This is a genomic window from Gilliamella sp. B2923, assembly GCF_026536565.1.
Lineage (GTDB): Bacteria > Pseudomonadota > Gammaproteobacteria > Enterobacterales > Orbaceae > Gilliamella.
Map to the genome: position 1 here is coordinate 223,748 of NZ_JAFNNZ010000003.1, position 20,674 is coordinate 244,421.

General features: G+C 33.2%; 20 protein-coding genes. 8 read left to right on the forward strand and 12 right to left on the reverse strand.

The features are described from left to right. Positions 1-395: 395 nt before the first annotated feature. Complete coding sequence (gene modF / locus J3U42_RS05590) at positions 396-1,856, reverse strand: molybdate ABC transporter ATP-binding protein ModF (protein WP_267335901.1); 1,461 nt, start codon at positions 1,854-1,856, stop codon at positions 396-398. Positions 1,857-1,871: 15 nt separating this feature from the next. Further along, entirely contained in the window at positions 1,872-2,648 is a 777-nt protein-coding gene (locus J3U42_RS05595; protein ID WP_267335902.1) for a TOBE domain-containing protein, read from the reverse strand. A 288-nt stretch (positions 2,649-2,936) separates the two neighbouring features. Here J3U42_RS05595 and modA point away from each other — a divergent pair, with 288 nt between their 5' ends. Genes modA through modC form a run of 3 tightly spaced genes read left to right on the forward strand, consistent with a single transcriptional unit; the run spans position 2,937 to position 5,077 of the window. Next, positions 2,937-3,689, forward strand: coding sequence for a molybdate ABC transporter substrate-binding protein (modA, locus tag J3U42_RS05600; RefSeq protein ID WP_267335903.1), 753 nt, complete (start codon positions 2,937-2,939; stop codon positions 3,687-3,689). An 11-nt stretch (positions 3,690-3,700) separates the two neighbouring features. Beyond that, a complete protein-coding gene (gene modB / locus J3U42_RS05605) occupies positions 3,701-4,390 on the forward strand; it encodes a molybdate ABC transporter permease subunit (RefSeq protein ID WP_220219239.1) in 690 nt (229 codons plus the stop codon). A gap of 6 nt (positions 4,391-4,396) precedes the next feature. Beyond that, on the forward strand, positions 4,397-5,077 hold the full coding sequence (gene modC, locus J3U42_RS05610) for a molybdenum ABC transporter ATP-binding protein (protein ID WP_267335904.1): 681 nt from the start codon (positions 4,397-4,399) through the stop codon (positions 5,075-5,077). On the opposite strand, the gene J3U42_RS05615 is transcribed toward modC, so the two are convergent. The 4 genes from J3U42_RS05615 to J3U42_RS05630 form a co-directional block, all read right to left on the reverse strand. Beyond that, a complete protein-coding gene (locus tag J3U42_RS05615; protein ID WP_267335905.1) occupies positions 5,056-5,808 on the reverse strand; it encodes a UDP-2,3-diacylglucosamine diphosphatase in 753 nt (250 codons plus the stop codon). The two genes, modC and J3U42_RS05615, sit on opposite strands and share 22 nt — an antisense overlap. Next, entirely contained in the window at positions 5,801-6,292 is a 492-nt protein-coding gene (ppiB, locus tag J3U42_RS05620; protein WP_267328727.1) for a peptidylprolyl isomerase B, read from the reverse strand. Before ppiB ends, J3U42_RS05615 begins: the two co-directional genes overlap by 8 nt. An 80-nt stretch (positions 6,293-6,372) precedes the next feature. Then, positions 6,373-7,221 (reverse strand): bifunctional methylenetetrahydrofolate dehydrogenase/methenyltetrahydrofolate cyclohydrolase FolD, encoded by an 849-nt coding sequence (folD, locus tag J3U42_RS05625; protein WP_220219235.1) that lies wholly within the window; start codon positions 7,219-7,221, stop codon positions 6,373-6,375. A 58-nt stretch (positions 7,222-7,279) separates the two neighbouring features. After that, entirely contained in the window at positions 7,280-7,972 is a 693-nt protein-coding gene (locus J3U42_RS05630; protein ID WP_267335906.1) for a hypothetical protein, read from the reverse strand. Positions 7,973-8,338: 366 nt separating this feature from the next. On the opposite strand from J3U42_RS05630, the gene J3U42_RS05635 reads away from it, so the two are divergent. Next, the gene (locus J3U42_RS05635) at positions 8,339-8,605 is read left to right on the forward strand and encodes a GrxA family glutaredoxin (protein ID WP_034912061.1); all 267 of its coding nucleotides are present in this window, start codon (positions 8,339-8,341) and stop codon (positions 8,603-8,605) included. 48 nt (positions 8,606-8,653) lie between these two features. Here the strand turns inward: J3U42_RS05635 and tsaB are convergent, their stop codons facing one another. From tsaB to J3U42_RS05655, 4 genes are all read right to left on the reverse strand, one after another. Next, positions 8,654-9,334, reverse strand: a complete 681-nt coding sequence (gene tsaB / locus J3U42_RS05640) for a tRNA (adenosine(37)-N6)-threonylcarbamoyltransferase complex dimerization subunit type 1 TsaB (RefSeq protein WP_267335907.1) — start codon at positions 9,332-9,334, stop codon at positions 8,654-8,656. Positions 9,335-9,361: 27 nt separating this feature from the next. Continuing rightward, the gene (locus J3U42_RS05645; RefSeq protein WP_220219232.1) at positions 9,362-11,266 is read right to left on the reverse strand and encodes an ATP-dependent DNA helicase; all 1,905 of its coding nucleotides are present in this window, start codon (positions 11,264-11,266) and stop codon (positions 9,362-9,364) included. A 348-nt stretch (positions 11,267-11,614) separates the two neighbouring features. Continuing rightward, the gene (locus tag J3U42_RS05650; RefSeq protein WP_267335908.1) at positions 11,615-12,589 is read right to left on the reverse strand and encodes a glycosyltransferase family 8 protein; all 975 of its coding nucleotides are present in this window, start codon (positions 12,587-12,589) and stop codon (positions 11,615-11,617) included. A gap of 10 nt (positions 12,590-12,599) precedes the next feature. Next, a complete protein-coding gene (locus J3U42_RS05655) occupies positions 12,600-13,577 on the reverse strand; it encodes a glycosyltransferase family 8 protein (RefSeq protein WP_267335909.1) in 978 nt (325 codons plus the stop codon). A 151-nt stretch (positions 13,578-13,728) separates the two neighbouring features. Here J3U42_RS05655 and J3U42_RS05660 point away from each other — a divergent pair, with 151 nt between their 5' ends. After that, on the forward strand, positions 13,729-14,685 hold the full coding sequence (locus tag J3U42_RS05660) for a glycosyltransferase family 8 protein (RefSeq protein ID WP_220219229.1): 957 nt from the start codon (positions 13,729-13,731) through the stop codon (positions 14,683-14,685). Here the strand turns inward: J3U42_RS05660 and J3U42_RS05665 are convergent. Continuing rightward, a complete protein-coding gene (locus tag J3U42_RS05665; RefSeq protein WP_267335910.1) occupies positions 14,682-15,650 on the reverse strand; it encodes a glycosyltransferase family 8 protein in 969 nt (322 codons plus the stop codon). The genes J3U42_RS05660 and J3U42_RS05665 overlap by 4 nt on opposite strands. A gap of 139 nt (positions 15,651-15,789) precedes the next feature. Here J3U42_RS05665 and J3U42_RS05670 point away from each other — a divergent pair, with 139 nt between their 5' ends. From J3U42_RS05670 to J3U42_RS05680, 3 genes are all read left to right on the forward strand, one after another. Next, a complete protein-coding gene (locus J3U42_RS05670) occupies positions 15,790-16,725 on the forward strand; it encodes a capsular polysaccharide synthesis protein (RefSeq protein WP_220219227.1) in 936 nt (311 codons plus the stop codon). A gap of 82 nt (positions 16,726-16,807) precedes the next feature. After that, the gene (locus tag J3U42_RS05675) at positions 16,808-17,785 is read left to right on the forward strand and encodes a glycosyltransferase family 8 protein (protein WP_267335911.1); all 978 of its coding nucleotides are present in this window, start codon (positions 16,808-16,810) and stop codon (positions 17,783-17,785) included. Between the two features lie 16 nt (positions 17,786-17,801). Continuing rightward, on the forward strand, positions 17,802-18,878 hold the full coding sequence (locus J3U42_RS05680) for a glycosyltransferase family 2 protein (protein WP_267335912.1): 1,077 nt from the start codon (positions 17,802-17,804) through the stop codon (positions 18,876-18,878). Here the strand turns inward: J3U42_RS05680 and msbA are convergent. Beyond that, complete coding sequence (msbA, locus tag J3U42_RS05685; protein ID WP_220219224.1) at positions 18,875-20,668, reverse strand: lipid A export permease/ATP-binding protein MsbA; 1,794 nt, start codon at positions 20,666-20,668, stop codon at positions 18,875-18,877. The genes J3U42_RS05680 and msbA overlap by 4 nt on opposite strands. Positions 20,669-20,674 lie beyond the last annotated feature (6 nt).

Consider the following 20,674-nt stretch of genomic DNA (forward strand, 5'->3'; position numbering starts at 1 on the left):
TACATCGCAACCTAATATTTTACCTATTAATAAAAATTATCCCCAAAAAGACTTGACCTTTTCAAATCTTATATTTTTTGTGCATTTGATATAAAAACGCATAAGAATAATAACGAAATGATAACTTGATTTATGCTAACTTATTGATAAATAACAATTTCACGCTTCATGATTAAGTTGTAACCAAACCGAGTTAAAACCTGTTAGCCATTGAGGTCAGCACACTTTTCAATAATCTATTCACAGAGTTATCCACAGGCATCGGGGATAACTTCATAAGTATAACCTTTATAAACTTTTTTCATTTTTTCCGGTAAAATTTAACCATGACAAAAAAGTTTTTTTGATGATTTTTCCTATTTTTCAATTTCGGTTCAATAGGTTTTACCAAATACTTAATTTAATTTTTCAATTTTATATTGATAGCTAAAATCAACCTTGGGCACAAAAGTTAGTCGATGAGTGATGCATTTTGGCGCATCCTCGGCATGATGTGATACAAATAACAATTGTGTGTGTCCGTTATTGATTAAGCGATCAATCCAGCGTTTAACTAATTCTCGATTTAAATGGTCAAGACCCTGTAAAGGCTCATCCAAAATCAATAATGTTGGATGCTTCACCAGTGCTCGAGCAATTAATACCAGCCGTTGTTGCCCCCAAGACAGTGATTGAAACGGTTTATCCGCTTGCTGTGTTAATCCTAAAATTGATAACCACTCATCTGCCAGTTTCGACTGCTTATCACTAATAGCTTGATATACGCCAATTGAATCAAAATAGCCGGAAACTAATACATTTTTGACACTAGAACTAACACGATAATCCAGGTGTAAACTGCTACTTACATAACCAATATGACGTTTAATATCCCAAATCGTTTCACCGGTTCCCCGTTTACGACCAAATAAAGTCAGATCATTATTATATCCCTGCGGATGATCACCGGTAACTAAACTTAACAACGTTGACTTACCCGCACCATTAGGGCCAACAATTTGCCAATTTTCATGAGCTTTAACTTGCCAGTTTAAACCTGCTATGATGACTTTGTCGTCATATTGAACATGTCCATTAATCAGATTAATACGATCTAAGGTATCGGATAGCGGTGCAGGTGATTGCTCGGGATCGGGCAAATCTGCGTTAGGCAAACTTTCAAGATCAGCCAGTAGTTTTACTGTTTCATCGTCTAATATTGTGTCTTTTAGTCCAAATTTCAATAGCTGGCAATCGGCTAATAAGCCAATATAGTTAACAAAAAGAGGGATTTCATTAAAGCGATTTAAAATCAATATGATAGTAATGCCTTGCTTAGATAACTCGCTTAACTTTTCTGCTAAATTTTCTCGGGATAATTGATCCAGTCCATCAAATGGCTCATCTAAAATTAATAATTCAGGCTTTGACATTAATGTGCGGCATATTAAGGTTTTACGCGTTTCACCGGTGGATAGGTATTTAAAACGTCTATCTAAAAGATGAGCAATGCCAAATTGTTCTGCTAATTGCTGACAAAGTTTATCATCAACTGTTTTTTCTTGAATAATTTGCGCGGTAGTGAGTCCTGTATCATCCTCCCCTTCACTTAACATATCGGTATTATTACGTTTCCACTCCTCATCAATCAGTTTTTGTAGCTGTTCAAAAGAGATATGCGCTGAGGATTTAAATTGATTGTTAACCTGCCCGGACAATAATGGTTGTTCAGAAGCTAGCGCTTTTGCCAGTACTGATTTGCCACTGCCATTACGCCCAACAAAAGCAACACTGGTTCCTTTATCGATTGTTAAAGATTCGATGATAAACACTTTATAATCATTGATTTTATAGTGTGCATTTTCAATATGTAACATAACTACCTCAATAAACTAAACTAATGTTGCGACAATAATGTGTTGGGGATCAATAGATAACGTGATTTGTTTGCCTACCGTTAAAGCGAGAGGTTCAATTTCACAGGTTAATTTACTGGCATAGAGCATTAAACCCGACGGTAATGAAATAGCAATTTCGCTCCACTGCCCCTCTTTGGTTATCGTTTCTACTTTACCGAGTAGACAATTTTGGTTGCTATCATTAAATTCAATTAAAGGCGCTTTAATTAATAAAAGAACAGATTTATCAATGCTTAATTTCAATCGTTCAATACTTTGCTGGGTGATATAAGCTTTTAACTCTGTCTGTTTATCATTCAACTTAACATCGATAAAGCCAGCAATAGTGTTCGTTTCAATCTGCTGCACGCTACCATACAATTGGTTACGCGCACTGGTTTGTAAGGATAATTTTGCCGTTGTCTTTAAAATATCATCAAGCGGTATCTCATCATCACTTAATATTTGAAAAGCGTTATGCTGAAGTTGTGTCAGCAGATCATAAAGTTGAATAAACCTAACGCCATAAGCGCTTAATTTTGTCCCGCCACCATTTTTACCACCAGTTGCGGTAATCAGAAAAGGTTTAGGAGCTAATTGATTGATTTCATTGATAGCATCCCAGGCAGTTCTGTAGCTAATGCCAATTGATTTTGCCGCCTGACTTAGAGAGCCTGTGTGCTCTATCGCTTTTAATAATGCAATACGTCTTGCATCAGTAAATAATTGCTGATTGAGTTTTAATGTTAAAAATATTTCTGGCGAGAACATCTTGCTAACCCTTGATAAGCTTTACAGCGACTTTTTGCCTACAGATTAATCTATTTTAGACGCTTTTTGCCTAGGGTTCAAAGTCTGTACTTGTTGTTGGTCATTATATGATAATTTGGTGAATATTGTTTTATTTATTCAATTTGATTAACTATTGATCTTTAATTGTACTTTATAAATTTTTTTGATAGCATCGTTATGTATTATTTTATATAACGATGCTGTGGTTAAGTGATTAATCAATTTTATCGTTAAATTGTTGTCATAATGGAATTTGTGAGGGATTAAATGAAAAAATTAACTGGATTTATTTTTGGATTGACAGCTTTGATACTGTCGTTTTCGGCTCTAGCTACACAAAAAGTAACGGTTTTTGCCGCTGCTTCGTTAACTAATGCTATGCAAGTTATTGCTACAGCCTATAAAGCAGAGCATCAAGATGCAGAAATTGTCTTTTCATTTGCTTCCTCTTCAGTTTTAGCTAAGCAGATTGAACAAGGTGCCCCAGCCGATATTTTTATGTCAGCAGATCAAAAATGGATGACATATCTTATCGATCATCAGTTAACCAAAAATAAAGAAGATCTATTAAAAAATAGTTTAGTTCTTATTGCACCAAAGCAAGCGAAAATTGATCAAGTCGATATTAATAAAGATACTAATTGGCAAGCCATTTTACCCAAAGGCGAAAGATTAGCTATTGGTGATCCTCAACATGTGCCAGCCGGACTTTATGCTAAAGAGTCGTTAACTCATTTAGGTGTGTATGATAAGCTAGCGCCACAATTTGCCCCTGCCAGTAATGTCCGTGATGCATTAATGTTAGTTGAACGCAATGAAGCAGCTTTAGGTATTGTTTATAGTACGGATGCTAAAGTAAGTGATAAAGTGAAAATTGTTGGTACTTTCCCGGCTGATACTTTTGAATCGATTGAATATCCCATAACAATGTTAAAATCGGAAGCTAATGATTTTTATCAGTACTTAAAATCACCACAGGCTAAGGCAATTTTCGAAAAATATGGATTTATCACTAAATAATCTATTTTATTATGATATTAACGCAATTTGAATGGCAAACCTTACTGCTAAGCTTGAAAGTTGCCGGTGCGGCAATTTTATTTAGTCTGCCACTAGGCATTTTAACAGCTTGGATTTTAGCCCGCTGTCAATTTTGGGGAAAATCTCTCTTTGATAGCGTTGTCCATCTACCTTTAGTTTTGCCACCTGTTGTGTTAGGTTATCTGTTACTTTTGACAATGGGGCGTCATGGGGTAATTGGCGAGTGGTTAAATCATTTTTTCCATATTAGTTTCAGTTTTAATTGGCAAGGTGCAGCGTTGGCCTCTGCAGTGGTTGCTTTCCCGTTAATGGTACGGTCTATACGTTTAGCCATTGAATCTATCGATATTCGTTTAGAAAATGTAGCACGTACATTAGGCGCTAGCTCGTTACGTGTATTTGTTACAATCACCTTACCCTTAGCTTTTCCCGGTGTTTTAATGGGTATTGTTCTCGGGTTTGCTCGCTGTTTAGGTGAGTTTGGTGCGACCATAACTTTTGTCTCAAATATTCAGGGCGAAACACGAACTTTACCATTAGCTATGTATACCTTGCTGCAAATGCCTAATGGTGAATCAGCCGCACTGAGGTTGTGCATTATCTCGATAGTGTTATCACTGGTTGCCCTATTCTTATCTGAAATGTTAAACCGCTGGCATAAAAAGAAGCTGGCAGGGTGATCGGTTATGTTAAAATTAGCAGTGAGCAAACGACTCTCTTCATTTATTTTTGAATTTAACCATACCATAAACTGCCAAGGCGTAACTGCTGTTTTAGGCGTTTCAGGTTCGGGAAAATCAACCTTAATCAATCTTATTAACGGGTTAATCAAACCCGATCAGGGCTTTATTCAACTGAATGATGAAACATTAGTTGATATTGAACAACGACAGTTTATCTTACCGAATAAACGAGATATCGGTACGGTTTTTCAAGATGCTTTGCTTTTTCCCCATTTTACAGTTTCAAAAAATCTGACCTATGGCGCTAAAGGGATTAAGTCGCCCAAATTTGATGAAATTGTTGATGTGCTTAACATCAGTGCCTTATTAAATCGTTATCCAGCAATGTTATCAGGCGGTGAAAAACAGCGTGTTGCCATTGGGCGAGCATTACTTACTAATCCCAAATTGCTGCTAATGGACGAGCCACTATCAGCATTGGATATGCCACGTAAAAGAGAATTATTGAGTTATATTACCAAATTGGTTAGTGATTTTAATATACCTATTATCTATGTCACTCATAATATCAACGAAGTGAAGTGTATAGCAGATGAAGTCGTCATTTTAGATCAGGGGCGATTACTTAATTTTGGAAAAACTGATGATATATTGCAAAGTGATTATTTAAAAGCGTGGTTATAAAGTGATACAGTTTCGCTGTTACTCTCATGCTTAATGTACGAAACACCGTCATGCCAAGCGCCTAGAACGATTCTGCTAGCTTGACGACCATTAATTAAAAAGTGATGCGTAGCAGGTTTATGGGTATGGCCATGTATCATAATATTGGCGTTATGCTGTTTCATCATTGCTTCAACCGCTTGCTGGTTAACATCCATAATGTTTTCAGACTTGACTTGATTATGCGCACTGCTTTCTTGCCGTAATTTTCCGGCGATTTTCGTGCGAATCGTGCGTGGTAACAGTAAAAAGAGCTTTTGCAACCACTTATTATGCATCACCTTACGGAATTTTTGATATTGCCGATCGTCAATACAGAGTAGATCACCATGCAAAAAAAGGATATTTTGGTTTTGATTATCAATACAATTTACATCAGGCAATATCGTCATATCACACAATTGGGCGTACTTTTTTCCTAACAGAAAATCACGATTACCATGGACAAAAAATTTTTTGATATGGCGTTCTGTCAGAGATTGTAATGCGTCAGCCACTTTTTGATGTAACGGTGTATTGACATCATCACCAATCCAATAATCAAATAGGTCGCCGAGTATGTAGAGTTCACAATGATCGGGTAGCTGCTCTAAGAAAGACAAAAAGCCTGCGGTGATATCGAAACAACCGCAGGCAGATGTATTGTCAGCAAGATGAATATCTGCAATAAAATAGCGTGTTGGATTATTCAACCGTAACACTCTTGATTAAAACCTCTTCCACAGGAACATCAGAATGCATACCGGAACGCCCTGTTTTGACAGCTTTAATTTTATCAACGACATCCATACCGTCTACAACTTCCGCAAAAACGCAGTAGCCATAGCCATTGACATCAGATGAACGGTAATTGAGGTAGTCATTATCGACCACATTGATAAAAAATTGCGCCGTAGCAGAATGTGGATCAGAAGTACGCGCCATAGCTAATGTACCACGATTATTTTTTAAACCATTATCAGCTTCGTTTTTGATTGGCGCTTTGGTTTTCTTTTGTTGCATATCCGGTCCGAAACCACCACCTTGAATCATGAAATTATTAATCACTCGGTGGAAGATTGTATTATCGTAAAAACCCTCTTTGCAGTATTCAATAAAATTTTTTACCGTTTCCGGTGCTTTATCTTCATGGGTTTTAATTTTGATATCACCGTATGAAGTGTGAAATATAACCATAAAATGTTCCTTATTTTCATTTTTATTTTATTTTACATCTAAAAAATCTGAAATCTTGTGACATGGTATTGCCCTATCGACTAACTAAACTTTTCACAAGCTTCGAATGTATTACTCATCAACATCGCTACTGTCATTGGACCGACTCCACCAGGAACTGGGGTAATCCAACCTGCACGCTTAGCAGCTTCGTCAAACTCGACATCCCCCACTAATTTACCATTGGCTAATCGGTTAATGCCAACATCGATAACAATTGCACCCGGCTTAATCCACTCGCCTTTCACGTAATTGGCAATTCCCACTCCGGCAACAACAATATCAGCATTGCTGACATGTTTTGCTAAATCAACAGTGCGAGAATGAGTGATAGTTGTTGTACATCCTAACAATAATAACTCCAGTGCCATTGGGCGCCCAACGATACTTGAGGCACCCACTACCGTTGCATTAAGACCCGATAGGTTTACTCCGGTTGATTCTAACATTTTAACAACACCATAAGGGGTGCATGGGCGTAAAATAGGGTCTCGCTGTAATAAATGACCAATATTATAAGGGTGAAAACCATCGACATCTTTACGTGGATCTATGCGTTCAAGCACCTTAGTTTTATCAATATTGTCCGGTAATGGGAGTTGAACTAAAATACCATGTACCTCAGGACGTTGATTAAGTTCATCAATTAGCGCTAATAAATCAGCTGTTGTAGAGCTTGGAAAATCATAAGCAAATGAAGCAAAACCAACATCATCACAAGCTTTTTGCTTATTGCTGACATAAATTTTAGATGCAGGGTCGGAGCCTACCTGTATAACCGCTAGCCCCGGAGGAGTTAATCCTTTTTCAACACGTGCTTTAACTTTACTCGCTATGTCATTGCGGATTTGTTGCGATAACGCTTTTCCATCAATTATTTGTGCACTCATAAGTCTTCATTTCTATGTTTACTGAAAATATTATTCTCGCAAAAGTTTTTATTAATGTCTATTCAGTTATGGTTGATTGGTTAAGTTCAGTCAATATTTGTTTATAATTTTGGTCAAAATTGGTTATAACTGAACAAATATTGGCTTCAAAAGCTTTAAGTTTAGGCTTTTGCGCCTTCCATTCGTTTTTGGAAATCTCTTTAATTGCACCCATATTTTTGAAAAAATTAAAATGCAAAATACTGCCACCGACCACATTATAAAAAATACGTTCGCCAATATCTTGTCCTTCTTTTTTTAGATTATTAAAATTTTCAAAGTGAAATTGAGTATTACCTTGTTCAGTGATAATGGCAGTATGAAGCAACTTGACCAAGCGTTTATACAATTTATTTAATTCACTTTTCAGCTCACTATCATCACTTAATTGATTTATTATAGCTTGATCAAAACTTGTTTTTATCTCAAGTAAAAGGTCTAAAGATTGTTGTTCAAGCTTAGGTAGCTGAATCCGAAAATCCTTTTGAAATTGGATTAATTTTTTTTGTAAGGCACGATTTGGCGTTATCGATTTTTGATTTAATATTACATTACCGTTTGGCAAAATAATCAAATCATCCTTTTTATTGTAAATATGCACACTCTCTTTGCTGATAGAGATGTCATAACTGGGTTTAGCAGCACACTCTTTTTTAGCAGCATAGACACTCATGGGTAATAACAAAACGATTAATAATATTTTTTTTAACATATTTATATCCAATTAGTTAATTACAACCGATTATAGCTTTCGCTTGTCAATAAGCATAATAAATAATATTTATTTTTGCTATTTCAAGAAAAGTTTAGTTATAACAGGCTGACTAAAAAACAGTCTTTATTCTCTAATAATATAATCATATTATAAAAATAATGTTGCTGGCTGTTTCAAAAGTGCGATGAAATATATGAAAAAATAAGCAATCTAATTTTGATGATCCACCTTAAGGCCTTTTTAACTTTCCAATTTGATTATCAATAGATATAATCTATTTAAACAAATATGTTTAACAACTTTTTTTTCTTCAAAACTAAAGTATAGTGAACATATCATTAATATCAATGAAAGAGGTGACAAATGTATACTGTAATTTTTGGTCGTCAAGGCTGTCCGTATTGCGTACGAGCGAAAGAGTTAGCCGAAAAATTATCGCAAGAACGTGATGATTTTTCTTATCGTTATGTCGACATTAATGCAGAAGGCATTACTAAAGAAGATCTTTCTAAAAGTGTGGGTAAGCCAGTTGAAACTGTGCCACAAATCTTTATTGATGAAAAACCAATTGGTGGATGCACTGACTTTGAAGCTTATGCTAAAGAGCATTTAGGTCTTTTCAAAGAGTAATCTTTCATCATCAAATTCTATTTAAAAGCCACTTAATTGTGGCTTTTTTTATCGCCCCGGTAACTTTTTCCATGTTACTTCGTTTCGTAAATAGGTGGGTTCAGCATCCTGTACATTTACCCACTCATTGTTTTGCCATTTTTGTTCAGCAATGACAATCAAATCTTGAGCTTCGGGCAGTAAAACATCACTTTGTTTAATGTTCGTTATCATATCCGGATAAGTTTGCCAGCCGGTACCTGCACAATAAGTTGAGCTGGTTATCGTTTGTATTTTGTCACCGACTTTTTCAGGTGCAACAACGCAAGGAGTGATAACCGCTTGCCATTGATCATCGATATAATGGTATTGTCCTAAGTAGACTTCGTTCATTCTGGCATCGATTGCTGCAATTACATCGGTTGCTTGTTTGTTACGATATGCCCCTTGAGCTAAAGTCATTAACGTTGATACGCCTATCATTGGTTTATCAAGCCCCAATGCTAAACCTTGGGCGACCCCAATGCCAATTCGAACACCGGTAAAACTTCCGGGGCCTTGGCCAAAAGCAATAGCATCAACTTGAGAGAGTGAGCAGTCAGATTGGTGCAATATTTTATCTACCATAGGGAGTATTTGCTTAGTATGGTCTCTGGCTGAGATCATAAAATCTGAAGTGATTTCATTACGATAAAGTAAAGCGACCGAACAAGCTTCAGTTGAAGTATCAATTGCTAATATAGTACTCATTTTTTTCCCAAAAATTTTTGTCTTTTGTTAGTTCTTTGATAATAAGAAATTAATTACTTTATTTATATCTCGTGTTCTGGGTGAAGGCGGTAAACTATTAATAAATGTTGCACCGTATGGTCGCATGACCAGACGATTATCACAAATAATAATTGCACCACGATCATTATGGTGACGTATCAAGCGCCCGACACCTTGTTTTAAGGTGATCACCGCTTCTGGTAGTTGTACATCATTAAACGCATCGCCACCTTGCATTTGACAATCCTCCATACGCGCTTTAATAAGTGGATCGTCCGGAGATGTAAATGGTAACTTATCTATGATAACACATGATAGGGTATCGCCTCTAACATCTATCCCCTCCCAAAAGCTACTGGTAGCGATTAACAGTGCATTACCGCTGGCAACAAACTGATCTAATAATTTTACTTTGCTGGTTTCACCTTGAACCAGTACGGGTAATTGGGTCAGCTCTCTAAACTGCTTAGCCAATGCATTCATCATTGCATAAGAGGTACATAAAAAGAAACATCGCCCATTATTTGCTTCAATCACCGGCAATAGAATATTGACCAGTTTTTCCGCATTACCTTGTTCATTAGGTGAAGGAATATAGCGAGGCACACACATTATGGTTTGATGAGCATAATCAAAAGGGCTTTCTAGTATTAATGAGTCAGCATTGGTTAAGCCTAAACGTTTAGTAAAATAATCTAATTGATTATTGACTGACAAAGTAGCAGAGGTAAATATCCAACTGCCTTTTCGTTCCGCTAATAATTCGGTGAACTTATCAGCAACCGATAATGGTGTTAATGCAAAGAGAAAGTAGTTAAGACTACTTTCATACCAATAACTATAGCCGGTGGTGTTGATCTCTTGAAGTCGTTTTAACAGCAAAGTATATTGGCTTACTCTATCAAAACAGTTATCGAGCGTTGAAGAACGACCAATAGCTAATAACATCACTTCGTGACAAAAGTTTAGCGCATCAAAAAGATAAGATAATTCTTGTTTTACAGCAGGTTGATTAAATAAAGTACGTAAATTACCTTTGGGTGCTTGCTGATTAATGACCAACCGTAAATCTTGAGTGCATTTTTGAAGTTTATCGGCACACTGTTGTAGTTGAGCCATGTCTTTGACTTCGGTGCGATAACAAAGGGTAATTTCTTTGGCTAAATCAAAAAGTTGTCTACTTGTTAATTGTTCGCCGAAATAATGACAAGCTAAATCTGGAAGTTGATGCGCTTCATCAAAAATCATCACATCAGCTTTAGGTATGAGTTCGCCAAATCCGGTGTCTTTTACTACCACATCCGCTAAAAATAGATGATGATTGACAACAACAACATCCGCATTTAATGCTCGCTTTCTGGCTTTGACGACATAGCAATCGTTATAATGTTCACAATCACTTCCAAGACAACTATCATTAGTGCTGGTTAAAATAGGCCAAATCGGATTATCTTCAGTAACCGTGGTGCATTTACTAATATCGCCATCTTTGGTTTTAATCGACCAGTTTTTGACCCTAGCCAAATCAACACGTAAATCTTTATTGAGATCACCGGCGGCGGCATATTGATGATACAAACGTTCTAAACAAAGATAGTTCGATCTCCCTTTCAGTAACGATATTTTACCCGTGTAATTTAATGCCTTTTTGATAATCGGTAGATCTTTACTAAATAGTTGTTCTTGTAAGTTTTTAGATCCTGTTGAAAGTATCACTTTCTTTTCACTGCGCAAGGCAGGTACAAGATAAGCGAAAGTTTTACCCGTTCCGGTACCTGCTTCAACCACAAGAGCATGTTGTTTTTCTATCGATTCGGAAACTTTACTCGCCATGTTGCGTTGTGGCTCTCTTGCCACAAAGCCGTCTATCGCTTTAGCCAGTAAACCATTTTCTGCAAAATCATCAATCACTTAACATGCACCTGATAAAAAGATAAATTCAACACATTAATCAAAATAAGAAAATCTATTTAGGAATATTAAAACGCAATGAAAGTTGAGTAAGTTCATTTATGCTGATATGAATTTATTTTATAGAATTGAACAATTAACCACTTAAATAAGTGGCATACTATACCAATAACCGAAAGAAAAAGATATACAGGATTAGTTTACACATCGACTAAATCATATTTTTATGCCTAATAATCAATTGATTAAATATTACTGAAAGATGAATAATCGTTAAATCATAAACGTTTGGATAAGCCAATATTGATTAATATTTCAATTAATTTTTCTCAGAGAGAGAATCGCATTTTATTTCAGCAATTTGGTTTTTAAATAGATCAAATAGTGACCTATCCCGGACAAATATTTTTTTTGTTTAAACATCAATCGAGAGTAAGCCCGTATTGATGAGGTTTTCTTTGCACAATAAAGTGGTAAACAATCATTTCGCCATGGGGATTGTTCTAAATAGTTGTCAAACAATCTGGAGCGATATGGCTGATGCCATGGCTTATTTTTGGTGATGTAATGGATAAGAACCGTATCTTGTGGCACATTGGCATCTTCATTACCATTAACCGATAATGCAAGCAAATTATTATACTTTTGCGGCAAGATAAATCTTTTTTCACCAATGGCAATATTTAACACATCTTGATCAGGAAATTGGTATTTTTCACCACTATTTAAAAGTTTTAATGTCTTCGATGTGATATCTTGCTGACACCAAAGCGGCACATTAATTAACATAACACCTGAATTGAAATACGTGCCAAATATAACATCATATTTAGCGCATTGCGATTGTTGCATATAGGGCATATCAGCAACAGCTGCTACAATAATAGAATCTAAATTAATTTGTTCAATTAAATCCAATTTTTTAATACAAAGCGTATCACTATCAATATACAATAATTTGGTAGCAATATCTTTTAAGATCATTGGCGCTATCAATCTGACGCAAGCGGCAATAGGAAATTGTTCGGTATTTTTTTTATCAATTTTAAACTGATCATTAATCACATATTCAGTTATAGCAACATCATTAGCTTTGATAAGAGAGAGTTTCTTTCTATTTTCATCATTTAGATTATGGGTAAAAAGATGAAAATGAATTGGCTGTTTTTGATTATTTTCAATAACCGAAATAATATCGACTCCAGCAGATAAAGCGTAGTTATCATCAAAACATAAAAGAATATGCAATACGTGTTTAGCATCTGAAAAAACACAAGACAATAATTCATTTTTTTTATTAATAAATGCATCAACATTAATCACAATCTAACCCTTAATGTTTTTTACAAGCTTTATGTTTTAGATAAAGGAGATAATATTTAATAGCGGCAAAATATTTGTGTTGACTGGCAAGTAATTTTGCATATCGTCTGGTTGTAGAAGGTGCATTTTCATTCGCTACTAACAATTTATCGTTTGCCCACGGTGAGGATGACAAATATCGTTGATAAAGTGGTGTTAAATATAATTGGTACCAAGGTTTATTGCCAGTGACATAATGAATTATCACCGCATCATTGCCAATCACACTATCTTCTTTTCCGCCTACCGTTAATGAGGTAAGAATATTAAAACGTTTAGGTAAAAATGCTGTTTTACCTTGCATCAAAATATTTAATACATCTTGATCAGCAAACTTATATACTTTACCGCTATTTATCATAGCAAACGCTTTATCGGTAAGATTATTATCTACCCACATATCAGTATTAATATAGATCATTCCGGCATTAAAATATTCACCGTAAGGGATATCACAAGCTGGGCATTGCTTTTCCTGTGTTTTATCAACATCAGGTACTACTGCTGCATATTTATCACTTAAGTCAGTGTGAATTAATTCATTGAGATTATTTGTACAAAGTACATCGCAATCTAAATATAAAACTCGCGAAGTTACTTTATTTAATATCTGAGGAACGACAAATCGTAAGCAGGTTGAGGCTGATACATGCAATACTAATGTATCAGGATTAATCGAAAAATCATCCCCAATTTCATAACAAATTATGCTAACATTATCGCTGTTTAGTTGATTAAATCTTGATATTTTTTCATTAGTTACATTATTAGCAAACAAATGGAATACCAGATTCTTATCCAAATTATTTGAAATAACCGAAGACATCGCTATTCCTGCTGGCATTGCATAATTGTCATCAAAACAAAATGCAATATGTGTGGTTTCTAAAGATGCTTGAGCATTTTCAAATAATGTATTAATTTTTTTGATAAAAAGATTTTCTTTCATTTTTTACTAATATTTAAGGATGATTTTAGAAAATTTGAAATAACATTGTAACATACGTTAAATTAAACAATGAAGTAATAATCAATTTTATATTGACATATTAATTGGGTAATGACTAAATATCATAATAGGTTATTTAAGAGTGTCTGAAATGAATAATATTATTAATATCGCATATTGTACTGATTCAAATTATCTTGAACATGTAGGCGTGTCGATAAGCTCTATAGTACATAATAATCTCAATAATAATATTCATTTTCATGTTTTTTTGTATGATGTTTCGCAAGAAGAACAACAGAAGTTACAACAACTTAGCTCTTCAATTACGCTATATTCAATTCCTGTAGAGGAGTTGACAAAATATTCTGATACTCAAAATAACAAAGTCAAACATATCAATCGGTCGATGTATATACGACTATCAGTTCCCAGACTATTAAATGGTATTGTTGATAAATTCATTTATCTTGATGCGGATACTTTATGTTTTGCTGATATTTCTTCAATTTTAGATATCAATATAGATTCAGTGATATGTGCTGTAACGCCCGATTCATTGGATAAACAAAATATGTTGAAAAATCAGGAAAGACTTCAACTTAATTCAACCAATTATTTTAACTCGGGCCTTTTATATATTAATGTTCATAAGTGGATTGAGTTTGATACTGAAAACAAAGTTAATCAGATACTACTTTCTTCTGAAAACAAAAATCTAGTCTATCCTGATCAAGATGCTTTAAATATCGTATTAGAAAATCAAGTTTTATGGATAGATCCAAAATGGAATTATTTATTTACCTGGATGAATGATAAGCAAAAAGAGACATTTTTTTACGATAAAGCGTCATTACCATGCATAATTCATTTCACTGGCGCAAGGAAGATGTGGTATCAAGAACACACCGGACTTGCACAAAATTTGTATAATTTTTATAAACACTTCACCCCTTGGGCAAATACTCCTCTTAAAAGTTATAAGCATAAAATGCGGGTTAATGATTATCGTATTTATGCTAAGTCCTTTTTTAAAAAAGGGCAATTTTTTACAAGCCTAAAGTATTTTCTTACTTATATTAAGTTAAAAATAGTGAAAAAAAATTAAACTAGTTTTCTTAACAAATATAAATAATAGAATTTAATCGATAAGCTAAATTGTTTTTCTTTGAAACAGTGTTTTGCATAATTGCGTAACCATGATTTCTTTAATGCAAGCGGTCGAGGAGTATTGTTCCAAGGCGATAGAGCATGATAGCTTTGAAATAACTGAGAGTTAAATGTCTGATACCATGGCTTGTATCCAGTAACATAGTGTAATAACACGGTGTAAGGTGCTATCGCTTTTTCTTCATTACAAGGGAAAGTAATATGAATTTTAGTATTATATTTGATAGGTAATAATAATGTTTTATTCTCTAGCAAAATATTTAAAACGTCCTGATCGGCAAAGTGATAAATATTTCCGTCGTTGACCTTCTCAATACATTTATTAGTAAGATCATCTTGCATCCATTTTTCAGAATTTATCAATAAAACACCTGAATTAAAGTATCTTTCAGAATCAATATCATATAATTGCTTTATTTTGTTTTGCATCGGCTTATCATCGGATATCACCGCAGCAACATAATTTGAAATATCAGTATTATATAATTCTGAAATAGGCTTCAAACAAAGAATATCACTATCGATATAGAGAAATTTCTTAGTTTGTGAATACAATAAAGCTGGTAAAATAAAACGAACACAGGATACAGCTGATAAATAACCAAGTACTAATGTATTGGGATTAATTTCAAAATTATCATTTAAATAATAGATTTTAATAGTGACTTGTTGATTAACTAACTCTTTAAACTTAGCTATATTTTCTAATGAAACATTATCGACTAAAAGATGAAAACAAAAACATGAAGAGCTATTGTTTTTTATCACAGAAGTTATTGTTACCCCAGCAGGCATTGCATAATTATCATCAAAGGCTAATGCTATGTGCAACATATTTGAATTTGGTTCATTACTTTCTGAAAAAGTCTCCATTTTATTTACAAATTTCTTCCAATCAAACATACATCATTCTCAATTAATTTTTCTATCTGAATAAAGTTCTTACCACTTATAAATAATCGTTTAAAATAAATTGATAATTTATAGAAAGGATTTTTACATTGTGCTAATATTTTAGAATATAAAGTGAACATTTGAAACCATGCTATCATACAAAGTTACAAAAGAAATAATAAAAATCATAACTTTTCCTATTTTTCTATCTCCGGTTAGAAAAAAAGTTAAAAATTACCTAAAAAACGAAGTTTTTAATCTGCCTTATCGTAAACAGAAAGAATTTTATGATCATATTGTTAAATATTGTAGTCATACTGCTCAAGTCAATTGCGAAGCAGCCTTTACCCCTCCGGAGCAATTACCGATTTGGCAAATTTGGTTTCAAGGTGAAGCTAGTGCACCAAATATTGTTAAATTATGTTTCGAAAGCGTGGAAAAGTATGCTGGCGACCGTAAAATTATTCGGCTAACAGAAGAAAATTATCTTGATTATATTGAGTTGCCAGAATATATCATTGAAAAATATAAAAAAGGCATTATCACGCCAGTACATTTATCAGATATTATTCGAGTTTGCTTATTGGCAAAATATGGCGGTACTTGGATTGATGCGACAGTTTTATTAACTCATAAGATACCATCCCAAATTCTTCAATCCAATTTTTTTGCTTTTCGCATTACTAAAGACAGTGCTTGGTTTGATTGCCACACATATCTGGCATTTGCTAGTTGGTTTATGCATTCTCAACCTAATAATAACTTAATGTGTAGTGTGAGAAACGCCCTTTTTGATTATTGGAAAAATGAAGATAAAATTATTGATTACTTTCTAATATATTTTATTTTTAGATGCCTCATTGATGAGCACAAATGTTTAGCAGATGAATGGAATGCCTCAATTAACTTAATTGAAGAACCGACTCACCTAATGCAATTATCTTTTAATGAAGACTTTTGCTTAGAAAAATTAGAAGAAATCAAAAATAAATCTTCTATACATAAATTAACCTATCGTTATAAAGATAAAGTTAATGGCTCATTTTTAGATAGGTTTTTTAAAGAAAAAGATCTGTTTTATTAAATCTTTCTTGCTCCTAATCTTATTTTTTAGCTATTGATTTTAGGATATAATAACGATAAATAACTATTAATAATTTATTGATATGTATAATATACAAAGCTTCATTGCATCAACTGAGACTATTGCTAAAGCCTCAAACCCAAATTTTTCAACTTTACACATTGCGTTAGGATTCGATGATAATTATGCTATGCCAGCTGGCATAACGATCACTTCAGTAATTAATAATACTTTAGATGTTAATTTGCACTTTCATTTATTTATTGATCAAGTAAGCGAATCAAATATTGAAAAATTTAAACAGCTAGCCGGAGATCGAATTACAATTACAACTTATAGGATGAATAATAATTTTGTCATAAATCCTAAAACTTTAATTCTTCATATTTCGAATGCTTCAACATGTATTCGTTTTATCATACCGGAATTGTTAAATCCAGTAACAGATAAAGTCATTTACCTTGATAGCGATACGATTTGCTTGAAATCATTAGTACCCCTTGCTAATTATAATATTGATGATTATATAGCCGGCGTAATAAGCGATAGCAAAGATATGCAAGAAGCAATCAGCAAAATGTATAGTTTAGATTCAAGCAAATATTTTAATGCGGGTGTATTATTAATTAATACTAAAAATTGGTGTGAAGCGGGTATTACCGAAAAAGCGCTAAATTTGATTAATGACGGTAATGTTTATAAATTTGCTGATCAAGATGTCTTAAATATTTTGTTGGAAAAGAAAACTTTATTATTACCTATTAAGTTCAATACTAAAATAAAGATTTCTATTGACGCGCATCAAGAAAAAAATATAAAACCTTATACGGTGGTATTACATTATATCTCACAAAACAAGCCTTGGTATAAAGTTTACCAGTCGGAAATTTTCCAGCACTATTTACAGCAATCGCCATGGAAAGATGTAGAATTGCCTTTAAGTGGTAATAGTTCTTCTGTAAGAAATTATGCGAAGTATTTGATGAAACTAGGTAAGTATACATCAGCTTTTTATTACTATATCATATATTTGATATACAAATTCTATAATAAAAAATAAAAGGGATAATTTAGCAATGATTGTGAAGAACACTAATTTAACAGTTATTATACCCTGTTACAATGTTGAGTCATATATTGCTAATTGTTTAGATTCTTTAGTTAATCAGACTTGTTTACCAGAAGAAATCATTTGCGTAGATGATGGTTCAACAGACAAAACTGAAGAAATACTAGTTAGATATGCTGCTAAGCATAAGCAAATAAAAATAATTTCTCAACCTAATTTAGGTGTAAGTGCTGCTCGAAACACAGGTATTGAAGCAGCTTCTAAAGATTATGTAATGTTTGTTGATTCAGATGATATAGTTAATACGAACTTATTTAATGAATTTAAAACATCACTAAAAAATAATCCTGAATTAGAATTATTTTACTTTAACTATACATCTTTCAAAGATGAGAAATCTTTGCCTTTGCTTACTGATCTGTCACTAATTGAAACCCCTAAAAAATATTTTGATAGTGGTATAGAGTTATTAGATTTTTTGCTAGAAAAAGAAAATTACTCAGGGGTGACCTGGCAATATATTTTTAAACGTTATTTATTTAAAGAAAAGTTCACCGGGAGAATACACGAAGATCACAAAGTTTCTTTAGCGATTCTTAAAAACGCTCATATTTCATGTTATTTTATGAGCAAATTAGCCTATTTGCATAGAAGTCGCCTTTGTTCGCTATCATCTAATCAACATGTAGATTATAAAAATACTTGTATTTTAAGGGATGTATTGGTTGATTGTTTTGATACGATTAAAAACCTTCCTATATCATCTAATGCTAAAAATAACTACTTTTTTCGGATGAATGTTACTTATTTAGAATTATTACTTAAATCGAGTTACAATTATTCTCTTCAAGAAAGAGAGAGTATAAAAAAAGATTTAGGTTTATTAAAAATTACTATTAGAATGCATAGAAATAATAAAAGAAAAATAATTCAAAACATTTGCTATGCAATCAAATTTTCCAAAAAAAATAAGTGTTCAATAAATACGAAATTAATATTATTAAAATATGCCGTAACTAAAAAACACCCATATACTAATATTGATAATGAAAATTTTTATTATTCAACATTAAGCCAATATTAATTTATTAATTCAGACCTATTTTTCAAATTGTATAGATTTTTGTAGACCCCATTTTTATTAATGAGTTCATTATGGTTACCTTGCTCTACAATTTGGCCATTATCAATGACTAAAATAATATCAGCATTTTCAATTGTAGATAGTCTATGCGCAATAACTATTGCGGTTCTCCCAATTTGTAAGGCATCTAAAGCTTTTTGTATAACCTGCTCTGATTCTGTATCCAATGCTGATGTAGCTTCATCTAAAATCAATATAGGACTATTTCTTAAAAGTGCTCTAGCTATTGAAATTCTCTGTCTTTGACCGCCTGACAATAATATACCGCCTTCCCCGACTTTAGTATTAAATCCATCTTTAAATTCCATAATAAAATCATATGCGTAGGCTTTCTTTGCTGCTTCTTCAATTTCTTCTTGAGTATATTCACCAATTTTGCCATAAGCAATATTATTGGTTATCGTATCATTAAATAAGTGAACATTTTGGGATACTAGTCCTATTTGATTTCGTAAACAATATAATGTTAAATCTTGGATATTATAGCCATCAATTAAAATTTCCCCTTCAGTAATATCATAGAATCGGGTTAATAAGCTAGCTATAGTTGTTTTACCTGATCCGGAACGACCAACCAACGCAACAGTGTCGCCCGCTTTTATATTAAAATTAATGTTACGTAGAGCTAAGTCTTGTCTAGTTTCATAACCAAATGAGACATTATTAAAAATGATTTCACCTTTAACTCTTTCAATATCAATTGTACCTTTATCATCTTCTATAGGCTGTTCTAAAATAGCAAATAATGTCTGACAAGCTGCCATTCCTTTTTGGAAGCCGGCATTAACACTAGTTAGATTTTTAATTGGTTGCATTAGTGCAACTAGAGAAGAAAACACTACAGTAAACTCACCAGGAGTAATATTTAAATCAGGATTACTTGCTGTTACAAGAACAAAAGCAATTGCAAAAGAAATAACTAATTGAACAATAGGAGTAGATAAAGCAGATATGGAAGTTAATTTCATTCCATCCCTACGGAATTTGTTATTCACTTTATTAAAGTTTTTTGATTCTTCTTCTTGAGCGCCAAAGACTATGATTTCTCGGTGCCCTTTTAACATTTGCTCAACAGACATAGTTACATTGCCCATTGAGTTTTGCATATTTTTTGCTAGCTTCCTAAATTTCACAGATATAAAAGTAATTAATCCAATTACGACAGGCGTAATAATGATCAAAGACAAGGATAACTGCCAACTGTTATAAAACATAGTATAAAATAGGCCGCAAATAAAAGCTGATTCACGAATAATTGTAATTAATGCATCTGACGATGAAGCAGCCACCTGATCTGTATCATAAATAATTCGGGATAATAATCGTCCTGTTGAATTTTTATCATAATAACTGACTGGAGCATCAACGAAATGGTTAAATAACTTTTGGCGGATTTTCATTACAATTTTTCCAGAAACAAAAGCGAGAAAAACAGAATAACCATAATTTGCAACGCCTCGTAAAAATACCAAACCCAAGATATAAATAGGTGCCATAAATAAAAAATCTTTATCATTCATGGTGAAACCTTTATCAAGTAACGGACGTAATAAAGCAATTAATGAAGTATCAGCGAATGCACTAACAATTAATAAAATAACTGATAAAAATAAAACAAATTTATATCTTAAGATATAAGGAAAAAGTTTTAAAAAAGTTTTCCAAGTTGATGAGTCTTTATCAATATCGCTATACTTGTCATGATTATTTTGATTTGTATTCTGTTTCATTATTCA

What these genes read in the sequence shown, in the direction of transcription:
- J3U42_RS05655 (WP_267335909.1), bottom strand. Translation starts at nt 13,577, where the DNA reads ATGAAAGAAAATCTTTTTATCAAAAAAATTAATACATTATTTGAAAAT.
- modB (WP_220219239.1), top strand. Translation starts at nt 3,701, where the DNA reads ATGATATTAACGCAATTTGAATGGCAAACCTTACTGCTAAGCTTGAAA.
- J3U42_RS05670 (WP_220219227.1), top strand. Translation starts at nt 15,790, where the DNA reads ATGCTATCATACAAAGTTACAAAAGAAATAATAAAAATCATAACTTTT.
- folD (WP_220219235.1), bottom strand. Translation starts at nt 7,221, where the DNA reads ATGAGTGCACAAATAATTGATGGAAAAGCGTTATCGCAACAAATCCGC.
- modF (WP_267335901.1), bottom strand. Translation starts at nt 1,856, where the DNA reads ATGTTACATATTGAAAATGCACACTATAAAATCAATGATTATAAAGTG.
- modC (WP_267335904.1), top strand. Translation starts at nt 4,397, where the DNA reads ATGTTAAAATTAGCAGTGAGCAAACGACTCTCTTCATTTATTTTTGAA.
- J3U42_RS05595 (WP_267335902.1), bottom strand. Translation starts at nt 2,648, where the DNA reads ATGTTCTCGCCAGAAATATTTTTAACATTAAAACTCAATCAGCAATTA.
- J3U42_RS05630 (WP_267335906.1), bottom strand. Translation starts at nt 7,972, where the DNA reads ATGTTAAAAAAAATATTATTAATCGTTTTGTTATTACCCATGAGTGTC.
- J3U42_RS05665 (WP_267335910.1), bottom strand. Translation starts at nt 15,650, where the DNA reads ATGTTTGATTGGAAGAAATTTGTAAATAAAATGGAGACTTTTTCAGAA.
- J3U42_RS05660 (WP_220219229.1), top strand. Translation starts at nt 13,729, where the DNA reads ATGAATAATATTATTAATATCGCATATTGTACTGATTCAAATTATCTT.
- tsaB (WP_267335907.1), bottom strand. Translation starts at nt 9,334, where the DNA reads ATGAGTACTATATTAGCAATTGATACTTCAACTGAAGCTTGTTCGGTC.
- J3U42_RS05635 (WP_034912061.1), top strand. Translation starts at nt 8,339, where the DNA reads ATGTATACTGTAATTTTTGGTCGTCAAGGCTGTCCGTATTGCGTACGA.
- J3U42_RS05675 (WP_267335911.1), top strand. Translation starts at nt 16,808, where the DNA reads ATGTATAATATACAAAGCTTCATTGCATCAACTGAGACTATTGCTAAA.
- J3U42_RS05680 (WP_267335912.1), top strand. Translation starts at nt 17,802, where the DNA reads ATGATTGTGAAGAACACTAATTTAACAGTTATTATACCCTGTTACAAT.
- modA (WP_267335903.1), top strand. Translation starts at nt 2,937, where the DNA reads ATGAAAAAATTAACTGGATTTATTTTTGGATTGACAGCTTTGATACTG.
- msbA (WP_220219224.1), bottom strand. Translation starts at nt 20,668, where the DNA reads ATGAAACAGAATACAAATCAAAATAATCATGACAAGTATAGCGATATT.
- ppiB (WP_267328727.1), bottom strand. Translation starts at nt 6,292, where the DNA reads ATGGTTATATTTCACACTTCATACGGTGATATCAAAATTAAAACCCAT.